The 19674-nt window shown below is 61.4% G+C and carries 20 protein-coding genes, 1 tRNA gene and 2 pseudogenes; 7 read left to right on the forward strand and 16 right to left on the reverse strand.

Going from position 1 to position 19674, the window contains the following annotated elements; all coding sequences use genetic code 11:
- Positions 1 to 144: 144 nt before the first annotated feature.
- Positions 145 to 1542 (reverse strand): MFS transporter, encoded by a 1398-nt coding sequence (locus VGE08_RS01380; protein ID WP_331066053.1) that lies wholly within the window; start codon positions 1540 to 1542, stop codon positions 145 to 147.
- A gap of 219 nt (positions 1543 to 1761) precedes the next feature.
- Here VGE08_RS01380 and VGE08_RS01385 point away from each other — a divergent pair, with 219 nt between their 5' ends.
- Positions 1762 to 2388: a TetR/AcrR family transcriptional regulator gene (locus tag VGE08_RS01385; RefSeq protein ID WP_331066054.1), complete on the forward strand. Its 627-nt coding sequence runs from the start codon at positions 1762 to 1764 to the stop codon at positions 2386 to 2388.
- Between the two features lie 16 nt (positions 2389 to 2404).
- Here the strand turns inward: VGE08_RS01385 and VGE08_RS01390 are convergent, their stop codons facing one another.
- Complete coding sequence (locus tag VGE08_RS01390) at positions 2405 to 3652, reverse strand: FAD-binding oxidoreductase (RefSeq protein WP_331066055.1); 1248 nt, start codon at positions 3650 to 3652, stop codon at positions 2405 to 2407.
- A gap of 2 nt (positions 3653 to 3654) precedes the next feature.
- A complete protein-coding gene (locus VGE08_RS01395) occupies positions 3655 to 3957 on the reverse strand; it encodes a RidA family protein (RefSeq protein ID WP_331066056.1) in 303 nt (100 codons plus the stop codon).
- Positions 3958 to 4212: 255 nt separating this feature from the next.
- Between VGE08_RS01395 and VGE08_RS01400 the strand changes: the two genes are divergently transcribed.
- On the forward strand, positions 4213 to 5529 hold the full coding sequence (locus VGE08_RS01400) for an MFS transporter (RefSeq protein ID WP_331066057.1): 1317 nt from the start codon (positions 4213 to 4215) through the stop codon (positions 5527 to 5529).
- 74 nt (positions 5530 to 5603) lie between these two features.
- Complete coding sequence (locus VGE08_RS01405) at positions 5604 to 6101, forward strand: Lrp/AsnC family transcriptional regulator (RefSeq protein WP_331066058.1); 498 nt, start codon at positions 5604 to 5606, stop codon at positions 6099 to 6101.
- Here VGE08_RS01405 and hpaI read toward each other — a convergent pair.
- From hpaI to VGE08_RS01460, 11 genes are all read right to left on the reverse strand, one after another.
- On the reverse strand, positions 6095 to 6904 hold the full coding sequence (gene hpaI, locus VGE08_RS01410) for a 4-hydroxy-2-oxoheptanedioate aldolase (RefSeq protein WP_331066059.1): 810 nt from the start codon (positions 6902 to 6904) through the stop codon (positions 6095 to 6097). The genes VGE08_RS01405 and hpaI overlap by 7 nt on opposite strands.
- 10 nt (positions 6905 to 6914) lie before the next feature.
- On the reverse strand, positions 6915 to 7715 hold the full coding sequence (gene hpaH, locus VGE08_RS01415; RefSeq protein WP_331066060.1) for a 2-oxo-hept-4-ene-1,7-dioate hydratase: 801 nt from the start codon (positions 7713 to 7715) through the stop codon (positions 6915 to 6917).
- Between the two features lie 8 nt (positions 7716 to 7723).
- Entirely contained in the window at positions 7724 to 8131 is a 408-nt protein-coding gene (locus VGE08_RS01420; RefSeq protein WP_331066061.1) for a 5-carboxymethyl-2-hydroxymuconate Delta-isomerase, read from the reverse strand.
- An 18-nt stretch (positions 8132 to 8149) separates the two neighbouring features.
- A complete protein-coding gene (gene hpaD / locus VGE08_RS01425) occupies positions 8150 to 9073 on the reverse strand; it encodes a 3,4-dihydroxyphenylacetate 2,3-dioxygenase (protein ID WP_331066062.1) in 924 nt (307 codons plus the stop codon).
- Positions 9074 to 9141: 68 nt separating this feature from the next.
- Positions 9142 to 10599 carry a 5-carboxymethyl-2-hydroxymuconate semialdehyde dehydrogenase gene (hpaE, locus tag VGE08_RS01430; RefSeq protein ID WP_331066063.1) on the reverse strand — a complete coding sequence of 486 codons (1458 nt, stop codon included), beginning with the start codon at positions 10597 to 10599 and terminating at the stop codon, positions 9142 to 9144.
- A 24-nt stretch (positions 10600 to 10623) separates the two neighbouring features.
- A complete protein-coding gene (locus VGE08_RS01435; protein WP_331066064.1) occupies positions 10624 to 11391 on the reverse strand; it encodes a fumarylacetoacetate hydrolase family protein in 768 nt (255 codons plus the stop codon).
- Positions 11388 to 12107, reverse strand: a complete 720-nt coding sequence (locus VGE08_RS01440; protein ID WP_331066065.1) for a fumarylacetoacetate hydrolase family protein — start codon at positions 12105 to 12107, stop codon at positions 11388 to 11390. The genes VGE08_RS01435 and VGE08_RS01440 overlap by 4 nt, the downstream gene beginning before the upstream one ends.
- Positions 12108 to 12112: 5 nt before the next feature.
- Entirely contained in the window at positions 12113 to 13507 is a 1395-nt protein-coding gene (locus VGE08_RS01445; RefSeq protein WP_331066066.1) for an aminotransferase, read from the reverse strand.
- 44 nt (positions 13508 to 13551) lie between these two features.
- Positions 13552 to 15030: an NAD-dependent succinate-semialdehyde dehydrogenase gene (locus tag VGE08_RS01450; protein ID WP_331066067.1), complete on the reverse strand. Its 1479-nt coding sequence runs from the start codon at positions 15028 to 15030 to the stop codon at positions 13552 to 13554.
- Between the two features lie 585 nt (positions 15031 to 15615).
- Positions 15616 to 16179 (reverse strand): RNA polymerase sigma factor, encoded by a 564-nt coding sequence (locus VGE08_RS01455; protein WP_331066068.1) that lies wholly within the window; start codon positions 16177 to 16179, stop codon positions 15616 to 15618.
- A 413-nt stretch (positions 16180 to 16592) separates the two neighbouring features.
- On the reverse strand, positions 16593 to 16850 hold the full coding sequence (locus VGE08_RS01460; protein ID WP_331066069.1) for a hypothetical protein: 258 nt from the start codon (positions 16848 to 16850) through the stop codon (positions 16593 to 16595).
- A 484-nt stretch (positions 16851 to 17334) separates the two neighbouring features.
- On the opposite strand from VGE08_RS01460, the gene VGE08_RS01465 reads away from it, so the two are divergent.
- The 4 genes and pseudogenes from VGE08_RS01465 to tnpA all read left to right on the forward strand — a co-directional run bounded on the left by VGE08_RS01465 (position 17335) and on the right by tnpA (position 19279).
- Positions 17335 to 17416, forward strand: a tRNA-OTHER gene (locus VGE08_RS01465).
- 86 nt (positions 17417 to 17502) lie between these two features.
- On the forward strand, positions 17503 to 18417 hold the full coding sequence (cysD, locus tag VGE08_RS01470; protein ID WP_331066078.1) for a sulfate adenylyltransferase subunit CysD: 915 nt from the start codon (positions 17503 to 17505) through the stop codon (positions 18415 to 18417).
- 56 nt (positions 18418 to 18473) lie between these two features.
- Positions 18474 to 18878, forward strand: a pseudogene (locus VGE08_RS01475) (GTP-binding protein); the annotation flags it as partial.
- Between the two features lie 86 nt (positions 18879 to 18964).
- On the forward strand, positions 18965 to 19279 hold the full coding sequence (gene tnpA, locus VGE08_RS01480) for an IS66 family insertion sequence element accessory protein TnpA (protein ID WP_331066070.1): 315 nt from the start codon (positions 18965 to 18967) through the stop codon (positions 19277 to 19279).
- A gap of 65 nt (positions 19280 to 19344) precedes the next feature.
- Here the strand turns inward: tnpA and VGE08_RS01485 are convergent.
- Both VGE08_RS01485 and VGE08_RS26460 read right to left on the reverse strand, forming a co-directional pair.
- Positions 19345 to 19527 (reverse strand): annotated as a pseudogene (locus tag VGE08_RS01485) (transposase domain-containing protein); the annotation flags it as partial.
- A gap of 36 nt (positions 19528 to 19563) precedes the next feature.
- Positions 19564 to 19674 (reverse strand): integrase core domain-containing protein (locus tag VGE08_RS26460; RefSeq protein ID WP_414717438.1); only part of this gene is annotated, 111 nt, incomplete at its 5' end.

The raw sequence follows: 19674 nt of genomic DNA on the forward strand, positions 1-19674 counted from the left end.
CTGCCTGGATTCCGCCCCGTGCTGCCAACCCCGCTGTGCTGATCGCTCATCGCTCAAAACCTTTTCATCTCGGCCGGAACCGACGACGCCCTGTTCCACCATTCAAATGCATTGTATCGTCAGTCGTATTACTTGAACAGTGGTTCAAACCGACGAATAGGCCACCGCACGCGGGTGTTGCGCAGCCAGGGGCCTGGCGGCCGACCAGAACAGCAGCGTGGCGATCGAGGCCGCGGAGGCGGTCACGATGGCGATCGATCGGCCGACCGCTTGCGGGTCCTGAAACACGTAGTCCGTCAGCGCCGCCGCGCTGCCATGCCCGATGCTGGCGCCAAAGAACAGATCGAAGAACGCGATGCAGGCGATGTTCACACCGCGCATGTCACTGGGAAGCACCTCCTGAAGCGCGGAAATCACCAGGATCTGACATAAATTCGACAGTGCGATCCACAGGCCGATGCATGCGAACGCAATCGGCATGTCGATCCGAAAATAGATCGTTGCGGTTGCGATACCCATGGCCGAGACGGCGGCAGCGGCTGAAATGCGCAGGTGCGGCCCGCCGAACACGGAAAGGCGATCACCTAGAAAGCCGCCGAGCAGAGTCCCTGCCACTCCGCACATGATCGCCAGCGTGCCGAGGTTCGTCCCGATCGCCGCGATCGGAGTGTGGTAGACCCTCGATAGAAAGGTCGGCGCCCAACCGGACATCGCCGCATCACCGGCAGTCCACAATGCAAGCGCGATCCAAAGGGGAAAGATGTATCGCCGACGCTCGAGGAATGCCGCCAGGACATCCCGCGTTCTGCGACGACTGTGGCCGGCAATAGCAATGCCCCGTCGTGCAGGTTCACGCACCGTCATCCAAAGAAGAAGCGCGATCGGAACTCCGGGTGCCGCGAGGCACAGCAGGACCACGCGCCACGGCGCCAGATCGCCGAAAAGCAGAGTCTGCGCCGGCGCAGCGGTGCTCATCAGATGGAACAGCCCGCCGCCGATGATGAGCGAGGTCCCCTGCCCGACTGTCGTTCCCGCCGTGAATACTGCCGTGGCCGTTCCCTGACGATGCGGCGGAAACAAGTCGCCGATCATGGAAAACACTGCGGGCGCCAGCGCAGCTTCGCCTACTCCAACCAGCACTCTGGCGACAAACATGCTCGTAAAGTCGGTCGCCAGACCGCAGGCGGCGGTTGCCGAGCTCCACAACAGTATGCCAACGATCATGAGCCGCACCCGCTGACCCTGATCGGCGAGGCGGCCGAGCGGCAACCCCGCGATGGCGTAGGCGGATGCGAACGCAAGGCCCTGGATCAAGCTCATCTGCGTGTCCGAGATGAGCAACTCGGCGCGAATCTGATCCACCAACAAGCTCAGTGCGTTTCTATCGGTGTACGATGAAACAGCGCAAAGCGTAAACACGCCGATTGCCCACCAGGCAGCGGAGGCACGGGGCCACGCAGGCGCCTCGCTAGATTCCGATACGCCTGTGCGTCCCCCGCGACCGAGCACGCGAGCTACCAGAAGACCAGCGGTCCTGAACATCGAATGAGTGCCCCCACAGGCTGCGTGTGTGCGCACGGCTCGGGGCCCCACCAGCACGCCCCGCCGCCGCGAAACTTCTACTTCTGATCGAATATACTATAGGTTCAATTACACCTACCAAATGTTTAGTTTATTCATAGGGCAATTCGGTGTAGAGTTACCGCGTCGTCAGATGGGTTGTCCGGTTGATCCAGTTGAAAAGGAACGAGGAATAACTCGATGCGCCACGAGGCAGAACGTGGACGCTCGGCTTGGGACAAGGCCAGGCTCGAGTCGGCCAAGATCAAGCTGGAGGTCATCCTCCAGGAAGCCGACATGCTCTTCACACGCAAGGGCTACAACGCCACCTCGCTCGATGACATCGCGAGCCGGCTGAACGTCACCAAGACCGCGCTTTATCACTACGTAAAGAACAAGAACGAGCTGCTCTGCCGCTGCTACCTGCGCTCGATCGAGCTGACCGAGAAGTGCTACGACCAAGCCGACCTCGAGGGCAAGACCGGCCTCGAGAAGATCATCGCGTACTTGCGAATCGACGCGAGCAGCGGCGTCATGTCGATGACCCCGCTGATGGAGCTCGACGCGATTCGTGACGCGAAGATGCGCCAGAAGCTCAGTCAGCGGCTCGCCGCGTGCGAGGCCCGCCTGCGCGGATTTATCGAGGTTGGCATCAAGGATGGCAGCATTCGCCCTTGCGATCCCGAGCTGACCGCCCTGTTCATCCTCGGCGCTTCGCGGCACATCCTCCAGTGGTACAACCCGGACGTCGGCCACGACCTCAAGGTCATCGTCGAGCGCTTCATCGAGTTCTGCAAGCACGGGTTGCTGCCCACGCCAGCGACCTGAACCGATCGCGCGCTCGTCAGAAGCGCGTGATCGAGTAAGGACTCAAATCGAGCGCAGGCTGCCGACCGACGACCAGCTCTGCGACGAGCCGTCCGCTCAAAGGCCCTCCGCTCAGACCGCTCATCCCGTGACCGAAGCAGGCATGCAGCCCCGGATGACCGGGGATGGGCCCGAGGGCCGGAAGCTCATCCGGCAGGCTTGGACGGTGCCCCATCCACCAGCTCGGACGGCCGGCGCGAAGCTCGGGAAACACGCGGACCGCTCTCTTGTGCAAGACAATTGCCCGGCGCTCGTCCGGAGCCGCATCCAGCCCGGCGAATTCGATGGTGCCGCCCACTCGCAAGCCCTCCTCCATGGGCGTGATGCCTAGAGCAAATTCCCGGTGGATCAACCCATGCCGCAGCTCCAGCGACGGCGCGGGCAACATCACGTGGTATCCGCGTTGCGACTGGAGAGGAACTCGTACCCCGAGCGGGGAAAGAAGCCGTGCCGACCATACCCCGGCGGCAATCACCACATCGTTCGCGATGTGATTTTGCGCATTGGTCATGATGATCCAGCGGTTGCCCTCACCGGAGGGGATGACCTTCTGGACATCTTCATAGACGATCTGTCCGCCCGCCTCACGGAATATCTGCGCCAACGTTCTGAAAAGGCGGGTCGTGCTCACGACATAGCCATTGGGAGGCAGCACCACGCCACGTGCGACCTCCTCAGAGATGCCCGGGAACATCTCTCTGATCTCGGCGCGCCCGATCGTCTCTCTCTTGATACCGAAGCGCTCTTCCAGTTTCTTTTCTTGCTCCTGCAACGGCCCATCGGTCGCCAGGTTGGTAAGCGAGACCACCGCGCTGGGGCGCATCAGGTCATTGAACGATTGAGCGCCCAGCAGCGTTCGCCACTCTTCCCAAGTGGTCTGGTGCAGTGTGTTCAGCGCCGCCGACACCTCGCTCCTGCGGGCGCTGCGCCCCGCCAGCATCCAACGCATCAGCCACGGTGCGGCTCGAAGCGCATAGGAGGGATCGATTCGCAACGGCCCCTCCGGATCGCTGAGCCACCGCGGCACGTGACGCATCATGCCGGGCCTCGAAGCCGGGATGCACGAGTTGGGCGAGATAAAACCGCAGTTGCCGAATGAAGCGCCACCGGGAGGCTCGAGACGATCGATTACGACGACCTTGCGACCGAGCCGCTGCAGGTGAACCGCAACCGACAGGCCGGCGACGCCCGCGCCTATGACAACGACTGGTAGTGCCTCAGGCATGCTCAGGCCGCTTCCACGTAAGCAAACGCCACGATCTCGATTAGCATCTCCGGTCTCGCGAGCTCTTTGGCGACGATGGTGGCTCGCTCTGGAAACGGCGCCTCCGTGAAGTACTCCGCCCAAACCTCGTTCATCGCCGACCAATCGGCAGCACTGATCAAGAAGACCTGCACGAGAGTGACATCGCGCAGCGAGCCGCCCGCTTCGCGCATTGATTCCTTGAGGCCCTCAAAGACCCTGCGCGACTGCTCGCGAATGTCTCCGCGCGACAGCCCACCCGTGGTTGGGTCCTTTGGAATTTGCACTGTTACGACCCACGGTCCCCGCTTGACTGGACCGGTTGCGACCGACCCGGACTTCTGGCGTGTCTCATTCATGATTGCGCGACTCTTCTGTTGCAGGCATGGTCGAACATAGCATGTTGCAGACCCGCGGTTCAATAAATTAGACTCGCCGTTACTTTCAGATAAATCGCCGTTTCCAGTAGCTGGATTCGAGTGCTGCCAGGCGTCGATCTGCGACGCTGCCCATGCAGTCAACCGTTCGCAACCCAACAAGCCATGGCAATGACCTCACAGCCCGAGTCCAAATACAACTCGTCGAGATATCGCCACTATGTGTTGTTCCTGCTTTGTGGCGTCTACGGACTCAACTTTCTCGACCGGCAGATTCTCAATATTCTGATCGACCCGATTCAGGCCGAGCTGGGGATCTCCAACACGGCCATGGGGCTGCTGACCGGCTTCGGGTTTTCCATCTTCTACGTGCTGTTCGGCATCCCCATTGCACGATGGGCGGATCTTGGCGAACGGCGCCTCATCGTAACGATCGGCCTGTCGATCTGGAGCCTCGCCACCGCACTATCGGGATTCGCCCAACATTACTGGCAGCTCGCATGCGCACGCGTGTTCGTGGCCATAGGCGAGTCCGGCGGCACGTCGCCGTCATCTTCGATGATCGCGGACTACTTTCCGCGGGCGGATCGAGCCCGGGCAATGTCGATCTTCCAGACGTCGATCTATGTTGGGGTGCTGTTCGGGTATTTGTTCGGCGGCTGGATCAGTGAATGGTATGGATGGCGTGCCGCCTTCATGATCGCCGGGCTGCCCGGCCTGGCTCTGGCCGCGGTGCTGTACTTCACTGTGCGCGAGCCACAGCGCGGCATGTCCGAAGCCAGACCGGTCGATCCCAGACCACTGACCATTCGTGAAAGCCTGAGCTTCATTTTGAGTCAGCGCTCGCTGGTGTTGCTGACGCTCGGCTCGGTCCTCATCGCCGCTTCCAATTTCGGGTTTGGAGCCTGGGTACCGACCTTCCTGCGGCGCGTCCATCATCTCAGTGGCGGAGAGCTTGGCACCTGGCTCGGATTTGCTGGCGGCCTTGGTGGCTGTGCCGGCACTTTGCTGGGTGGCTTCCTCGTGGGAAGGCTCAAGCCTGGCTCCGAAAGTTGGACTCTGCGGTTGCCTGCGTTGACTACCCTGTGCGCGGCCCCTGTTCTGGCCACGTTTCTCCTGGCACCCTCGGTTGCCACGGCGATGCTTGCTTACGCGATCGGCAGTGCACTGACGGCGATGCAGCTCGGGCCCGTCGCGGCGTTGGTGCAGTCGCTTTCGAGAGTGCGAGCCCGCACCCTGACCGCCGCGGTCATCAACATGCTGTGCATTCTGATTGGCGGGGGCATGGGCCCGACTTTCGTTGGCGTGATGACCGACGGCTTCACGTCCAGCTTCGGGCCGGAAGCCGTGCGATGGGCCTTGATGGCTACGGTCCCTGCCGTGGTTCTCGCTGCGCTTTGTTTCCTGGCCGGGTCCTTCTTCATTCGCCGCGATCTGGATTGCGCCGAACATGCCGACGCCGCCCCTGCGCCATCCCGTTGACGAGCCGGAGACTCAAACAACAAGGCCCACGCATGTAAATTCCTTCAGAAGACTCTCACCGTGGACGAGCCGCCATGGAACTCGATCAAACCGACATTCGCATTCTAAGCATCGTGCAGAAGAACAATCGGCTCACGTCCGAGGTGATCGCCGAGATGGTGGGGCTGTCGGCCACCGCGTGTCAGCGGCGACTGAAACAGTTGCGCGCCGAGGGCATCATCGAGGCGGATGTCTCGATCGTATCTCCCAAGGCCGTGGGTCGCCGGATCCAGATGCTGGTGCTGGTGAAACTCGAGCGCGAGCGGCGTGACATCATCGACCGTTTCAAGAAAGCCATTCGCGCAACCTGCGAGGTCGTCAACGGCTTCTATGTCACCGGCGAAAGCGACTTCGTGCTGTACATAACCGCCAAGGACATGGAGGACTACGAGGAGTTTACGCGGCGATTCTTCTACGAGAATCCAGACATCAAGACATTCAAGACCCTGGTCATCATGGATCGCGTGAAAGTCGGGTTTACCCTTCCCCTGGAGGCCGATGGCGCGGCGCTTGGAGACGCAGCGTCTCAGTAAGCTGCCGAGGGCGCGGATGCAGCAGCCTTGTCGGCATTGGGATTGAACACAGCCAACAACTCCTTGGCTGCACGCACCAGCAGCGTAGTATCGATGCCCACGGCGACAAAAGTCGCACCCGCTTCAAGATATTTCTTGGCGAGAGCCGGATCGGCCGAGAGCACTCCCGTCGCCTTACCCGCGGTCCGAACGGCCTGGATGCCGTCCACGATAGCCTGCTGCACCCGGGGATGCCCGGGCTGGCCCAGCAAACCCATGGACGCGGACAGATCGGCGGGACCGAAGAAAACGCCATCCACGCCGTCCACCGCAGCGATCTCCGGAACGCGATTCAATGCGGCTGCGCTCTCCACCTGCACGAGCAAACAGATTTCGCTGTCGGCATGGTTGAGATAGCCGTCGATCTGATTCCATCGCGAAGACCGAGCCAATGCACTGCCTACGCCTCGGACACCATGAGGTGGGTAGCGCGTTGCGGCCACCATCTGCGCGGCTTGTTCGGGCGTGTCCACCATCGGGATCAGCAAGGTCTGTGCGCCCAGATCGAGCAGCTGCTTGATGGCGACGGCCGTGCCTTCCGGCGGCCGCACGATGGGATGCGACTGGTACGCAGCAATGGCCTGAAGCTGGGCAAGAATGCTGCGCAGATCATTGGGTGCATGCTCCGCATCGATCAACAGCCAGTCATAGCCGGTGTTGGCCAAGGACTCGGCCACATAGGCATCGGCATAGCCGAGCCATAAGCCCAGTTGCACCTGTCCATTGCGCAGGGCCCGCTTGAATGCGTTCTGCGGCATTTGCATCGCCGTACCCTCAGACGAATGTGAACTTGAACCGGCCGAGAACACCGTAGTCGGCGTCGAAGACATCGCCGCGCTTCGCAGTCACGGGGCGCGTGAAGGAGCCGGCCAGAACGACGTGTCCCGGCAGCAGAGCCTCGCCCCAAGGAGCGAGCTTCTGGGCCAACCAGGCGATGCCCACGGCCGGGTGCCCCTGAACGCCCGCTGCCAACCCGGTTTCTTCCACCACATCGTTCTGACGCAGGACAGCGCCACACCACGGTAGATCCACCTCGCTGGGGCGAACCTTCCGGCCGCCAAGAATGATACCCGCGCACGCCGCGTTGTCGCTGATGGTGTCGTACACCTTGCGCATCGCCTTGGTGTGCCGGTCGAACTGCTCGATCCGTGAGTCGATGATCTCGATCGCAGGCTGGATGTAGTCAGTAGCGGCCAGCACGCGCTCGACGCTGACGCCTTCAGGATCGAGTCTGTCCTTCAGGATGAAGGCCAGCTCGACTTCCACGCGCGGTGCGATGAACCGGTCGGTCGGAATATCCCCCGGTTCGAAGAACATCTCTTCCAGCAAGGTGCCGTAGTCGGGCTCATTGATCTGGCTGGCCTGCTGCATCGCCCGGGAGGTCAAGCCGATCTTGTGGCCCTTGACGACCGCTCCCTCCGCCAGCTTGAGCTTCATCCAGGCGCGCGAGATGGCATAGCCATCCTGCAGGGTCATCGTGGGGAAACGCTTGGAGAAATGCTCGACTTGCGTGCGCGATTTCTCGCTGGCATCGAGCTCTTGCGCCAATTGATCGATCAGGGCCGGGGTCAGCATGCGGCGTACTATTTCTTGTTGAACAGAGGATGCAGGTTGCTGTGCTTGCCGTCGTACACCTGCCCGGGACTCTCGTCGATTTGCAGGGTACAACCCAGCAACTGCTGATCGAAGATCGGCGCCACGTGTGCCTTCACCGCGGCCAGCAGCTCGTCGCCAACTCGCTTCTGCACGGCAGGCGTTCGCCCGGCTCCCATCCGCAAGTTGAGATACACGAAGGCATAGTCGCCCTTGCCATCGGCGACAGCATAATGCGCCGCCGGGAAAGCCAGTACGCGCGTGCCGCCCGTGGGAAAGACCTGACGCCCCTGCTCGTCACGCTGTTCAAGCATCACATCCGCAAGACGCCGGCACAGCGTCGTCATGTCGGTGCGGTGTTCGAGGTTGGGCGTATAAAGAATGACCAGGTGTGGCATGGGCGCTCGGATCTTCGCTCAGAGACGAGACAGCGATTGGAATCCCTCGGCTCGGCTTGCTTGCGCCTCCGGGATGGCATCGCCGTCCTGCGGAGTCACCGGCAACACCACATTGATCTGTCCAGTCGCGGACGAGCCGAAGTACGGCGTGATGACTTCCGCCCTGCCATCGTAGGCCGACCAACCCAATGCGCCAAGCAGCATGGCCGTGTCGTGCATGAAGCCCTCGCCATGACCTTTAGAGGCATACTCGGGCAGCATGGCACAGAAGTCGGCCCATTCGCCCTGCTCCCACATGCGGATCACTTCGTGGTCCAGTCGCTCCAGAAAGGGACTCCACACGCGGTCGGCGAACTGTGGCGCCAGCCCGTTCTGCGCGAAGCGGTGAGACAGCGAGCCGCTGGCGAAGAAGGCCACCGTACCCTCGTAGTGATCTTCCACCGCGCGGCGCATGGCCCAACCCAGACGGGCACTGTCATTCAGATAGTGACTGGTGCACAAAGCCGAGACACAGATGACTTTGAAGCGCTGGTCCGCATTCATGTAGCGCATGGGCACCAGGGTGCCGTACTCGGGGCCAAGCGTGGTGGCATCGTGCGCCAGCGTCTCCACACCCCGCTCGTTGCACGCTCGGGCCAGCAATCTGCCCAGCGTCGGATTGCCGGGGAATTCATAAGACATGTTGCTGATGAAGTGCGGCAATTCGTTGCTGGTGTACACGCCCTTGAAGTGCGGCGCGCAGTTGACGTGGTAGCTGGCGTTGACCAGCCAATGGGTATCGAACACCACGATGGTGTCCACGCCCAGCTCGCGGCAGCGACGGCCGATCTCCTTGTGGCCGTCGATGGCGGCCTGGCGGCTGCCCTTGCGCGGGCCGTCCAGTTCACTGAGATAGAGCGAAGGGACGTGAGTGATCTTGGCCGCGAGTGCGAGCTTCCCCATGATTCATGTCTCCTCGAGTGACTTGTCTTGACGAGTTGCTGCTCGCTGCACGACGGCGCCCTTCTGGGTCAGACACCCCATCGAGGGATGTGGTGCGACCCGAGGCTCACCGCCACGTTCTTGGGCTCCAGGAACACTTCGTAGCTCCAGGTACCGCCCTCACGGCCGGTGCCGCTGGCCTTGGTGCCGCCGAAGGGCTGCCGCAGATCACGCACGTTCTGGCTGTTGACGAAGCACATGCCCGCCTCGACGGCGGCAGCGACACGGTGCGCCTTGCCGATGTTCTCCGTCCACACGTAGCTCGACAGACCATAGGCAATGTCGTTCGCGATGCGGATCGCGTCCTGCTCGTCCTTGAACGGAATCAGGCAGGCGACCGGACCGAAGATTTCTTCCTGGGCGATCTTCATGCGGTTGTCCACATCGGCAAACACCGTGGGCACGACGAAATTGCCCCGCTTCACGCGATCGGGCAGCGCCGGCACCTCCAGGCCGCCGCACAACATCGTGGCGCCCTCCTTCTGGCCCAGCTCGATGTAGCTGCGCACCTTGGCCAGGTGACCTTGGGAGATCATGGGACCGATGATGGTCTTCTCATCGAGTGGATCGCCCACCGTAATGCGCTTGGCGCGGGCCACGAACTTCTCGACAAAGCTGGCGTAGATATTCTGCTGCACCAGGATGCGGCTGCCTGCCGTGCAACGCTCGCCGTTGTTCGAGAAGATCATGAACACAGCGGCGTCCAGCGCGCGATCCAAATCGGCATCGTCGAAGATCACGAAGGGGCTCTTGCCGCCCAGCTCCATGCTGAACTTCTTCAGGCCCGCCGCCTGCACGATGCGATTGCCGGTCGCCGTCGAGCCCGTGAACGAGATGGCCCGGACATCGGGATGGCTGCACAGAGGTTCGCCCGCAGGCTGGCCATAGCCGTGAACTACATTGAGCACCCCGGCCGGAATGCCCGCTTCCATTGCCAACTCACCCAAGCGTGCGGCGGTCAGAGGAGACAACTCGCTCATCTTCAATACGGCCGTGTTGCCGAACGCAAGGCAAGGCGCCACCTTCCAGGTGGCCGTCATGAAAGGCACATTCCAGGGCGAGATCAGCGCACAAACGCCCACCGGGTGAAACAACGTGTAGTTCAGATGCGTGGGCGTAGGGTATGTGTGGCCGTCAACGCGCGTACACATCTCGGCAAAGTAGTAAAAGTTGTCGGCCGCGCGCGGCACGAGCTGCTTGCCAGTCTGGCTAATGGTCTGGCCGGTGTCGTTGGTCTCGGTCCGCGACAGTTCGGGAACGTGCTTCGCGATCAGATCGCCCAGCTTGCGAAGCAGCTTTGCGCGCTCGGTCGCGGGCAACCCGGCCCACGCGGGGAAGGCATCTTTGGCCGCCGCTACGGCTGCATTGACTTCAGCTGCGCCGCCAGCAGCAACTTCGGCCAGCACCTCCTGCGTGGCTGGATTGACGGTCTGGAAATAGTCTTTGCCGACGACGCTCTTGCCGCCGATCAGATGATCAACTTGCATGTGTGAATTTCTCTGCAGTCGTGGTCAGCAACCGAAAACTTCATCGTCCACGAGGGTGTTCACCAAACGTCCGATACCCTCGATCTCACAAACGACCTCATCGCCGGCCTGCACGTTCACCACGCCTTCCGGGGTTCCCGTCAGGATGACATCGCCAGGATTGAGCGTCATGAAGCTGCTCAGGTATTCGATGAGAGAGGGAATGTCGTTGACCATGTTCGCGGTGCTGCCCTGCTGTGTGATCCGACCGTTGACCGTGGTCGAAAGTGCCAGCGCCTGCGGATCCGGAACGTCGGCTGCAGGGACGAACCACGGACCGAGCACGGTGCACGTGTCACGATTCTTCACGCGCATATTGGGTCGATACCAGTTCTCCAGGTAGTCACGGACCGCATAGTCATTGCAGACGGTGTATCCGGCTACGTACTGCATGGCATCTTTGCGGCTGACATTGCGCGCTACCTGGCCGATCACCACCGCCAATTCGCACTCGTAGTGCATAAAGCTGGCATCGCGCGGCCGGCGGGTGAAACCGCGGTGACCGATCAGCGCGCCAGGACCCTTGAGAAAGGCCAGCGGCTCGTCATCGGATCGAACCGTGAGCTCCTTGGACAGTTCCTTCACGTGGTCCGAATAGTTCAAGCCCAGAGCTATGATGGTGCCGACATTGAAGGGCGGTAGCCAGACCACCGACTCTTCGGTCAGCACGCGACCGTCTCGCAGTTGCAACCCTTGAGGGTGCGGCACGGCTTCATGCAAGGCGCCTGCGTAGGCAACGCGCGCACTCTTCATTCGATCTCTCCGTCGTGCTCCACCTCGGCAGTCAACGTGTCAAGGCCATCTATCTCCACCTTGAAGCGTTGCCCTGCGCGTACTACGGGCGCACCGTAGCTTGCGCCAAGTAGCAGCACGTCGCCTGGGCGTAGAGTCATGAATGCAGTCACGTCAGCAATGAGTTGGGCGGCGCTGCGCGTGCGACCCGCCGTGCTTGTTGTCTGCACCACACTACCGTGCACGAGGACTCGTATCGACAGTTCATCAGGAGTCGAGATCGACGCTGCTGGTGTGACCCGTGGACCGATGACGCAGCTGCCATCGCGGGCCTTGAAGCGCAGGTTTGGCCGGTAGTAGCTCTTCTGGGGCAGGCTCAGATCGGCCACGGTGATGTAGCCCGCCAAATGGTCGAGGGCCTGTTCGCGCGAGACGCGACAGGCCGTGCTTCCTATCACCATGCCCAAGCAGGCGCCAACCTCATAGCCCACCTCGTCGCGCGCCAGCACTACACGGTGCCCCGAGGTGGCCAGAGTATTGCGCGGTTTGAGGTAGAGCACGGGAGCCTGTGGAGGGGCCATATATGGCCGCGCGTTCACGGTAGCGCCCAACGATTCCACCCAGGCGGGGTCGTTGGCCAACACACCGTACACGACCCCCGACAAGCCCATTGCCTGCAACGCTTCAGGCACTCCTGCAGTCAACAGAGGATTCAGCAGAGCGGGATGCGCCAACATGACCGTCAGCGCTTCTCGCGAGCCAGCTCGTCCATGACCTCGTTGACCGCTTCGACAGCGATGGCGACGATTTCATCCACCTCCGCTTCGGTGATGATCAGCGGCGGCGCGAAGCCGAGGATGTCTCCGTGTGGCATGGCGCGGGCGATGAGCCCACGATCACGCGCAGCCTTGGAGACACGTGCGCCCACCTTCAATGCCGGGTCGAATCGTCGTTTGCGCTCACGATCAGCCACGAATTCCACCGCTGCGAGCAAGCCCACACCGCGCACTTCACCAACGATATCCACTGAGGAAAAGCTCTCGCGCAGGCGCCGCTGCAGATATGCGCCTACTTTCTCCGCGCGCTCTGTCAGTTTCTCCTTCTCGAAAATATCGAGCACCGCGTTGGCAGCGGCGGCCGAGATCGGATGGCCGGTATATGTGTAGCCATGAGAGAAGGAGCCGACGCGGTCGGCAGCCTCTTCCATCACCGAGTATATCTTCTCCGAGACGATTGCGCCTGACAGCGGCATGTAGCCCGAGGTGAGGCCCTTCGCAACCGTCACCAGATCCGGCTCCATGTCGTACAACTGACTGCCGAAATCCCGCCCGGTCCGTCCGAAGCCGCAGATCACCTCGTCGGCAATGAGCAGCACGTCATGCCGCTTCAGGACTTGCTGGATCTCGCGCCAATAGCCCTTCGGAGGCGGCGTCAACCCGCCGGTGCCCAGTACCGGCTCGGCAATGAACGCCCCAACGGTATCAGGCCCTTCGCGCACGATGAGTGCGTCGAGCTCCGCCGCCCGGCGACGCGAGAAGGCTTCTTCGCTCTCGCCCGGCGCAGCCCCCCAATAGTGATGAGGAACGCCGGCGTGCAGGATGCCCGCAAACGGCAGGTCCATGTAATCGTGGTAGAACGACATGCCCGTCATCGATCCCGCGATGACGCTGCAGCCATGGTAGCCGCGCTCGCGCGAAATGATCTTTTTCTTCTGCGGGCGGCCGCGCAGGTTGTTGTAGTACCAAACCAGCTTCGCCTGGGTTTCGTTGGCATCCGAACCGGAAAGGCCAAAGAACACCTTGCTCATTTTTCCAGGCGCCATGCGCACCAGCCGCTGTCCCAGCACGGCCAGTTCTTCCGTCGTATGCGCGGCATACGAGTGATAGTAAGCAAGCGCGTGCGCCTGGCGCGAAATGGCTTCGGCGACTTCGGTACGACCGTACCCGATGTTCACGCAGTACAGTCCGGCGAAGCCATCGATGTAGCTGCGTCCCGTGGCGTCCTGAATGCGGATGCCCTTGCCGCCCGTCACAATGGTGGGCGGACCCGACTTGCCGGTGGCGAAGTCCTTCAGCTGAGTGAACGGATGTAGAACACTGCCGCGGTCACTATCGATCAAAACGTCGATGTCACGCATGTTGCAAACTCCTAAAGTCAGATCCTGATGGCGTTGCGAACCGACTACGCCGCCAGATCGCCAAAGCACACATACTTCAGCTCGATATACTCGCTCATGCCGTGACGCGAGCCTTCCCGGCCGAGTCCCGACTGCTTCCAACCACCAAACGGAATCGGCGGCCCGGTGAATGAGGCGGTGTTGACTCCCACCATGCCGCATTCGAGGCTGTCCGAGATGCGCAAGCCACGGCGCAGATCGTTCGTATACAGGTACGCCGCCAACCCCATTTCGTTCGCGTTCGCCCGGCGCAGCACTTCATCCTCGGAGTCGAACGGCAGCACCGCCGCCACTGGCCCGAATGTTTCTTCGGTGGCGATCGCCATGTCGTCCGTGACATCCGCCAGCAGCGTGGGAGTCACGAATCGCTCGCCGAGCCTGGAATCGGCACCGCCGGTAATCAGCCGTGCACCGCGCGCGAGCGCATCCTGGATGTGCGAGTGGCATTTTTCCGCGACGGAAAGCCGAGTCATCGGTCCGATGTCGGTGCCCGGCTCCAGCCCATGCCCCACTCTCAAGCTTTGAATGGCATCTGCGAAAGCATTGATGAAGCGGTCGTAGATCGGCCGCTGTACATAAATCCGGTTCGCGGCCAGGCAGTCCTGACCGGAAGTCGCGAACTTCGCCGCCATCGCACCGCGCACAGCCAGATCGAGCGGCGCGTCCTCGAACAGCAGGAATGGCGCATGCCCGCCAAGCTCGAGCGACACCTTCTTCACCGATTCCGCCGCCTTTCCAAGCAGCAGGCGCCCGACCGCTGTCGAGCCGGTGAACGAGAGCGCCCTTACGCGAGTGTCCTCCAGCAAACGGTTCGACAACTTCGCGGCATGGCCGGTGAGCACTTGGAAGATTCCCGCAGGCAGCCCGACCTCTTGTCCGAGCCGCCCGAGCGCAAGACCGGACAGCGGCGTTTCCGGCGCGGGTTTCACGATGACAGGGCAGCCGGCGGCGAGCGCGGCAGCGGCCTTGCGCGTGATCATGGCACTAGGGAAATTCCAGGGCGTGATGATGGCCGCGATGCCGACTGGTTGCGCTCGAGTGTGCAGCAGGCTCGATCGCTTGTGACTCGGAATCGTCTCGCCGTACGCGCGCTCACCTTCCGCGGCAAACCAGTCCAGAAAGCCTGCCGCATACTCGATCTCATAGCGCGACTCGGCCAGCGGTTTCCCCTGCTCGCACGTCATCAGGACGGCGAGATCCTCCGAGTGCTCCCGCATCTTGCCAGCCCAAGCCCGCAGTATGTTGCCCCGCTCGGCGGGCAGAAGCTTGCGCCACGCCGGAAAGTCCCTCTCCGCCGCCGCAATTGCGCGGTCCACTTCCTGAAGCTCGCAGCAGGCGACGTGGGCAATCTCTTCGCCTGTCGCCGGATCGAACACCGCCGCTCGCTGTTCCCCCGATAGCCATCGGCCATCGACGAGTGCATCGCCAATCAGGAAATCACGGCGACTCAGCCGATCAAGGTATTGTTTCGCCAGCCCACGCAAGACTTCTCTCCCACTGTCCCGTCGCAGGAGCATATCCAGCCCACAGCAGGCATTTGCGTCTCAATCCCCCCGGACGGCGATGAATTCCTGCGTCGCCGGCTGCTTTGCGCAGGAAATCAACAACCACAAGCGGTCGATACCCGCACGGCATCGTCCACCATTGCGAGACTGCGATTTACATGACGGTAATTTGCGGTCGGCGTGGAGGAAGGCAGCGCCTGGTCATGGGGCCAATCACGGTGCGCCCTCTGGCGGTGTGCCACTGGAGTCGGCACTGTCGCTGCACCGGCAGCCAGCGCCCCTTCCCTTTGTTATCGCTAACTCCGCTGGCCGTTGTTTTGCCAACCCCAGGGCCCAGCCGCCCCAATCCTGGGACCAGATATTCCCATCGGCGGCTTAGACGAAAGCAAACGGGCGCGTGTCATTGATGACGGAGGTGACGCCCATGCCGTTTGAGATGCTGAGACCGCCGGGCTTGCCGTGCTTGTACCAAGCCCACGCGCTGCGCGACCACAAGTTAGTAACGCGGGGCGGTAGACCTACACACGTTTGCGCGGCACGTGCATTCGCACGCTCGGGGCAACCTCATGTGCAGCAGTTGTCGACTGGCTTCGCTGCCGCTTCCACTGCTGCTAGAAGATAAGCAAGCGCGCGGGCAATGTTGCGCCTGATATGACGTGGCGTGATGTTCAGCCGCTTTGCAGCCTCATCGACACTGAGCTCCTCGAGACGAACCAGCCGGAATGATTCGCGGCAGGTCGGCGGCAGCTCGTTCAAAGCCCGGTACACTACTGCAATCTCTCGATCTCCCGCCCAGGCGCGCTCGGGCGAACGGTTATCTTCAAACGACGTATCGAAAAACACGATCTCATCGTTACGTCGCCGCTGGATGCGCTGCTTGATACGGTTCTTTGCGAGATTGGAAGCTGTCCTGAATAGATAGCCCTGCAGGAAGTGCACAGTCTCGGGATGATCGAGGCCAAGCAACTGCACATAGGCTTCTTGTGCAACTTCCTTCGCCTCCTCGTACGAATGCAGCTTCGCGCGGAGATAGCGCAGAAGAGACTCGTTGTGCTCACGAAACAGGCGCTCTACGTGCTGTTCATGGGTCTCGCTGGAGCGAGGTCCGTCCGCATTCGCCGCTTGCATACCCGATTTATCAGCAGGGGGGTGGCTAGACATGCGTTACGAGACCATGGCTATTCCTGACGGCATGACAACTGACCGGTTGAGGAAGGACCAAGGCCCCCCCGCATACAAATACGCACAGTGATCTTGCTTTCGTAGAGGCCGATAAACGAGGAATCGCTGCGGCGCTACCGCAATGTCTGTAGTCATCTGTCCGTGCAACCTTGCGGGTTGTCACCCAGGGACCAGCGGAGCTCAGTCGAAGAACGCGACGTAATACAGCTGCAATGACAATCTCAGCATCTCGTTAGCAGATGGATGCTTGCGGTGCTCGCGCCAGTGACAATCGTTCTTCAGGAACAGCCCTCCGAAGGGACCGGGGGCGACGCAGCAACGTTAGATGGCTTTGGAGTGATGAGCAGCCGAGCTCGGCTTCAGCCTGGCACTGCAGCAGGCGGCCGATTATTCCAGGGATTCAACCTGATCGCCAAACGACGCCGCCTCCATGGCATTTTCACCTGCTCGTTGAAACCTTCCATGCGACGAAGCGCCTCCGCGCGGTACGGCAACTTCAACCACGCTTCGTAGCGCCGACGCTGGGCCGCAGTGAGCCCTTCTTCCTTCAGCAGCATCCACAGCGCGGCTTGCTCTTCGATCTGGTGCTGTGGGGGGTTGATTCGATGGTTCACCATGGTGATCCTCCCGTGGAAGCCCGGGATACGAACCCGCGGCACATGTCCGTACGTCGCTCCCGATATGTTTGCAGCGAGCCGGAGGAAGCTTTAGACGTCGCTTCCCGACGCGCTGCCCATGCGCGATGTGCTCCAGCGCTGAAACAAAAGTTCACCAATCAAATTTGAGCGATCTCATTATAGAGGCCGTCGTTTATCCCTTCGTTACAAACAAACGGCAAGATTGAATTGGTCGCGATCCTTCAATGCCGGCGATAGATTGTGCGAGCTCATCCGCAGCGAACAACCCGCGGGCCCCTCGTTTGGATATCAACCAATCTCATTGCTCACAGCAAAGCCGGAAGGGTGGCCTGTCAATTCCGTGGTGTCCGACACTCGCGGTAGATACCACAAAATCCCTCTGAAAGCGGGCCGCTCGGCTTGCTGGTCCCGATTTGCAGACAAACTTTCTGGCCAGAACGGACACACTTTGTCCGTCCATGATCGGGACGTGGCGCCGCCGCCAGCCGGGTAACCTTCCTGCGCGTGCAGTTAGGCCGCGAGTTCGAATCTCGCCGTCCCGACCAACTCGATCAATCAGGGCTGGGGCACGGGTCTTATGAATCTCAAGGATGAGCCAGCGCTAGCGTCGCGAGCCGATGGCGCGCGCCCGATGCTCGCAGCCAAGCGCCGCAAACGAACGCATCTGCAGAGGCTCGAGGCCGAGAGCATTCACATTCTTCGCGAGGTGGTCGCTGAAGTGGAGCGGCCGGTCATGCTGTATTCCATAGGCAAGGACAGCGCGGTGATGCTGCACCTGGCCAGGAAAGCGTTCTATCCCTCGCGCCCACCCTTTCCGCTGCTGCATGTGGATACGACGTGGAAGTTCCGCGACATGTACGCAATGCGGGACAAGGCGGCCAAGGATGCCGGCATGGAGCTTATCGTGTATCAGAACCCCGAGGCTCTCGCGAAAGGCATCAATCCGTTCGACCACGGCCCGCTCCACACCGACCTGTGGAAGACGGAAGGTCTGAAACAGGCACTCGATAAGTACCGCTTCGACGCCGCGTTCGGCGGCGCGCGGCGTGACGAAGAAAAGAGCCGCGCAAAAGAGCGCATCTTCAGCTTCCGGAGCGTCAATCACCGCTGGGATCCGAAAATGCAGCGTCCGGAGCTGTGGAATCTCTATAACGCTCGCAAGGCACCCAGCGAAACCATTCGAGTGTTTCCGATCTCGAACTGGACCGAGCTCGACATTTGGCAGTACATCCATCTGGAAGACATAGCGATCGTGCCGCTGTATTTTTCCGCGCCGCGCCCGACCGTCCAGCGCGATGGCTTGATCCTGATGATTGATGACGACCGTTTTCGGTTCCGGCCTGGCGAGACGCCGGCGATACGCTCGATCCGCTTCCGCACGCTCGGTTGCTATCCGCTGACCGGTGCGGTGAAGAGCTCGGCCAGGTCGCTGCCGGAGATCATCCAGGAGATGCTGTTGGCGACCACCTCCGAGCGAGAGGGCCGGTGGATCGATCATGATCAGACGGCCAGCATGGAGAAGAAAAAGCTGGAGGGCTATTTCTGATGAGCGCCCCCAGTTCAAGCCTGGAACGGACGACTCCCTTTCGAACCGATGAGTCGATGACCGCGGAAATCGAAACGTACCTCGAACACCATCAACACAAGACCTTGCTGCGGTTCATCACCTGCGGATCGGTGGACGACGGCAAGTCCACACTGATCGGCCGGCTGCTATACGACTCGAAGTTGCTCTTCGAAGACCAACTCGCTGCACTGGAGGCGGACAGCAAGCGATTCGGAACGCAGGGCCAGAACATCGACTTTGCCCTCCTCGTCGATGGCCTCGCCGCCGAGCGGGAGCAAGGCATCACGATCGACGTCGCATACCGATTCTTCGCGACCGAGAAACGCAAGTTCATCGTCGCCGACACGCCAGGGCACGAGCAGTACACACGCAACATGGTGACCGGCGCCTCAACCGCCGATCTGGCGGTGATTCTGGTCGACGCGCGCAAGGGGGTGCTGGGTAAGCGTTAACTCCGAGGCGTTCTTCCGATCTATTCGCGCGTGCGGACAATGCCGCTCCAGGTCAACCACCACTGGAGTGAGCGATGCAGACGATGCAGACGATGAAGCGACGACGGCTGAGCGCGGATGCCTGGTCCGCGATGCTCGAGAAGTTCGAAGCGAGCGGGCAGTCCGAGGAGGCGTTCTGCCAGCAAGAGCGAGTGAGCCTGGCGAGTTTGCGCCGGTGGCGAACGAAGTCTGGGAGCGAGCCTGCTAAGAAGCCGCCGGTGAAGCGCGCTAAGGCTGAACTCGAGGCTGCCTCCTTCGTGGATCTCGGCAGACTGCCGATGCGCAGCGGACAGTTGGAAGTTCGCCTGGACTTTGGCGGCGGCGTGGTGCTGCAGCTGTCACGCAGCTGATAGACGATGTTCTTCCCGGAAGGCCAGCTGCGTGTGTATCTGTAGTAAGCGCGAATTCTTCCCCGTTATGGCGCTGAGAGATCAAATGTGCTGAACGGCAGCAAAGCCTCAAAGTCCTCGACCGTCTTGGCATGTGGCAGCCGCTCGAAGAGTCGGCAGAGATAGGCATAGGGCTCAAGCCCATTCGCCTTAGCGGTTTCGACCAGGCTGTACCACGCGGCACTGGCCTTCGCGCCCTTGAGGCTGTCGGCGAACTGACCTGCCGGCTTTCTTCGGACCAGCAGTTACTTCGGAGATGAGGCTTCCACGGTTGTTGTTGGTTGGGTCTGTTTGAACTGCAGCGGTGTGAGCTGACCGAGGCTCGAATGGGGACGGACCTCGTTGTACTCTCGCCG

This window comes from Steroidobacter sp., assembly GCF_036406195.1.
In the GTDB taxonomy this organism is placed as follows: Bacteria; Pseudomonadota; Gammaproteobacteria; order Steroidobacterales; family Steroidobacteraceae; genus Steroidobacter.

Coding starts and splice junctions, on each gene's coding strand:
- hpaI (WP_331066059.1), bottom strand. CDS start 6,904: ATGCAAATGCCGCAGAACGCATTCAAGCGGGCCCTGCGCAATGGACAG.
- VGE08_RS01385 (WP_331066054.1), top strand. CDS start 1,762: ATGCGCCACGAGGCAGAACGTGGACGCTCGGCTTGGGACAAGGCCAGG.
- tnpA (WP_331066070.1), top strand. CDS start 18,965: ATGCAGACGATGCAGACGATGAAGCGACGACGGCTGAGCGCGGATGCC.
- VGE08_RS01440 (WP_331066065.1), bottom strand. CDS start 12,107: ATGTTGGCGCATCCCGCTCTGCTGAATCCTCTGTTGACTGCAGGAGTG.
- VGE08_RS01420 (WP_331066061.1), bottom strand. CDS start 8,131: ATGCCACACCTGGTCATTCTTTATACGCCCAACCTCGAACACCGCACC.
- VGE08_RS01435 (WP_331066064.1), bottom strand. CDS start 11,391: ATGAAGAGTGCGCGCGTTGCCTACGCAGGCGCCTTGCATGAAGCCGTG.
- cysD (WP_331066078.1), top strand. CDS start 17,503: ATGCTCGCAGCCAAGCGCCGCAAACGAACGCATCTGCAGAGGCTCGAG.
- VGE08_RS01400 (WP_331066057.1), top strand. CDS start 4,213: ATGGCAATGACCTCACAGCCCGAGTCCAAATACAACTCGTCGAGATAT.
- VGE08_RS01405 (WP_331066058.1), top strand. CDS start 5,604: ATGGAACTCGATCAAACCGACATTCGCATTCTAAGCATCGTGCAGAAG.
- hpaE (WP_331066063.1), bottom strand. CDS start 10,599: ATGCAAGTTGATCATCTGATCGGCGGCAAGAGCGTCGTCGGCAAAGAC.
- VGE08_RS01380 (WP_331066053.1), bottom strand. CDS start 1,542: ATGTTCAGGACCGCTGGTCTTCTGGTAGCTCGCGTGCTCGGTCGCGGG.
- hpaH (WP_331066060.1), bottom strand. CDS start 7,715: ATGCTGACCCCGGCCCTGATCGATCAATTGGCGCAAGAGCTCGATGCC.
- VGE08_RS01445 (WP_331066066.1), bottom strand. CDS start 13,507: ATGCGTGACATCGACGTTTTGATCGATAGTGACCGCGGCAGTGTTCTA.
- hpaD (WP_331066062.1), bottom strand. CDS start 9,073: ATGGGGAAGCTCGCACTCGCGGCCAAGATCACTCACGTCCCTTCGCTC.
- VGE08_RS01390 (WP_331066055.1), bottom strand. CDS start 3,652: ATGCCTGAGGCACTACCAGTCGTTGTCATAGGCGCGGGCGTCGCCGGC.
- VGE08_RS01455 (WP_331066068.1), bottom strand. CDS start 16,179: ATGCAAGCGGCGAATGCGGACGGACCTCGCTCCAGCGAGACCCATGAA.
- VGE08_RS01460 (WP_331066069.1), bottom strand. CDS start 16,850: ATGGTGAACCATCGAATCAACCCCCCACAGCACCAGATCGAAGAGCAA.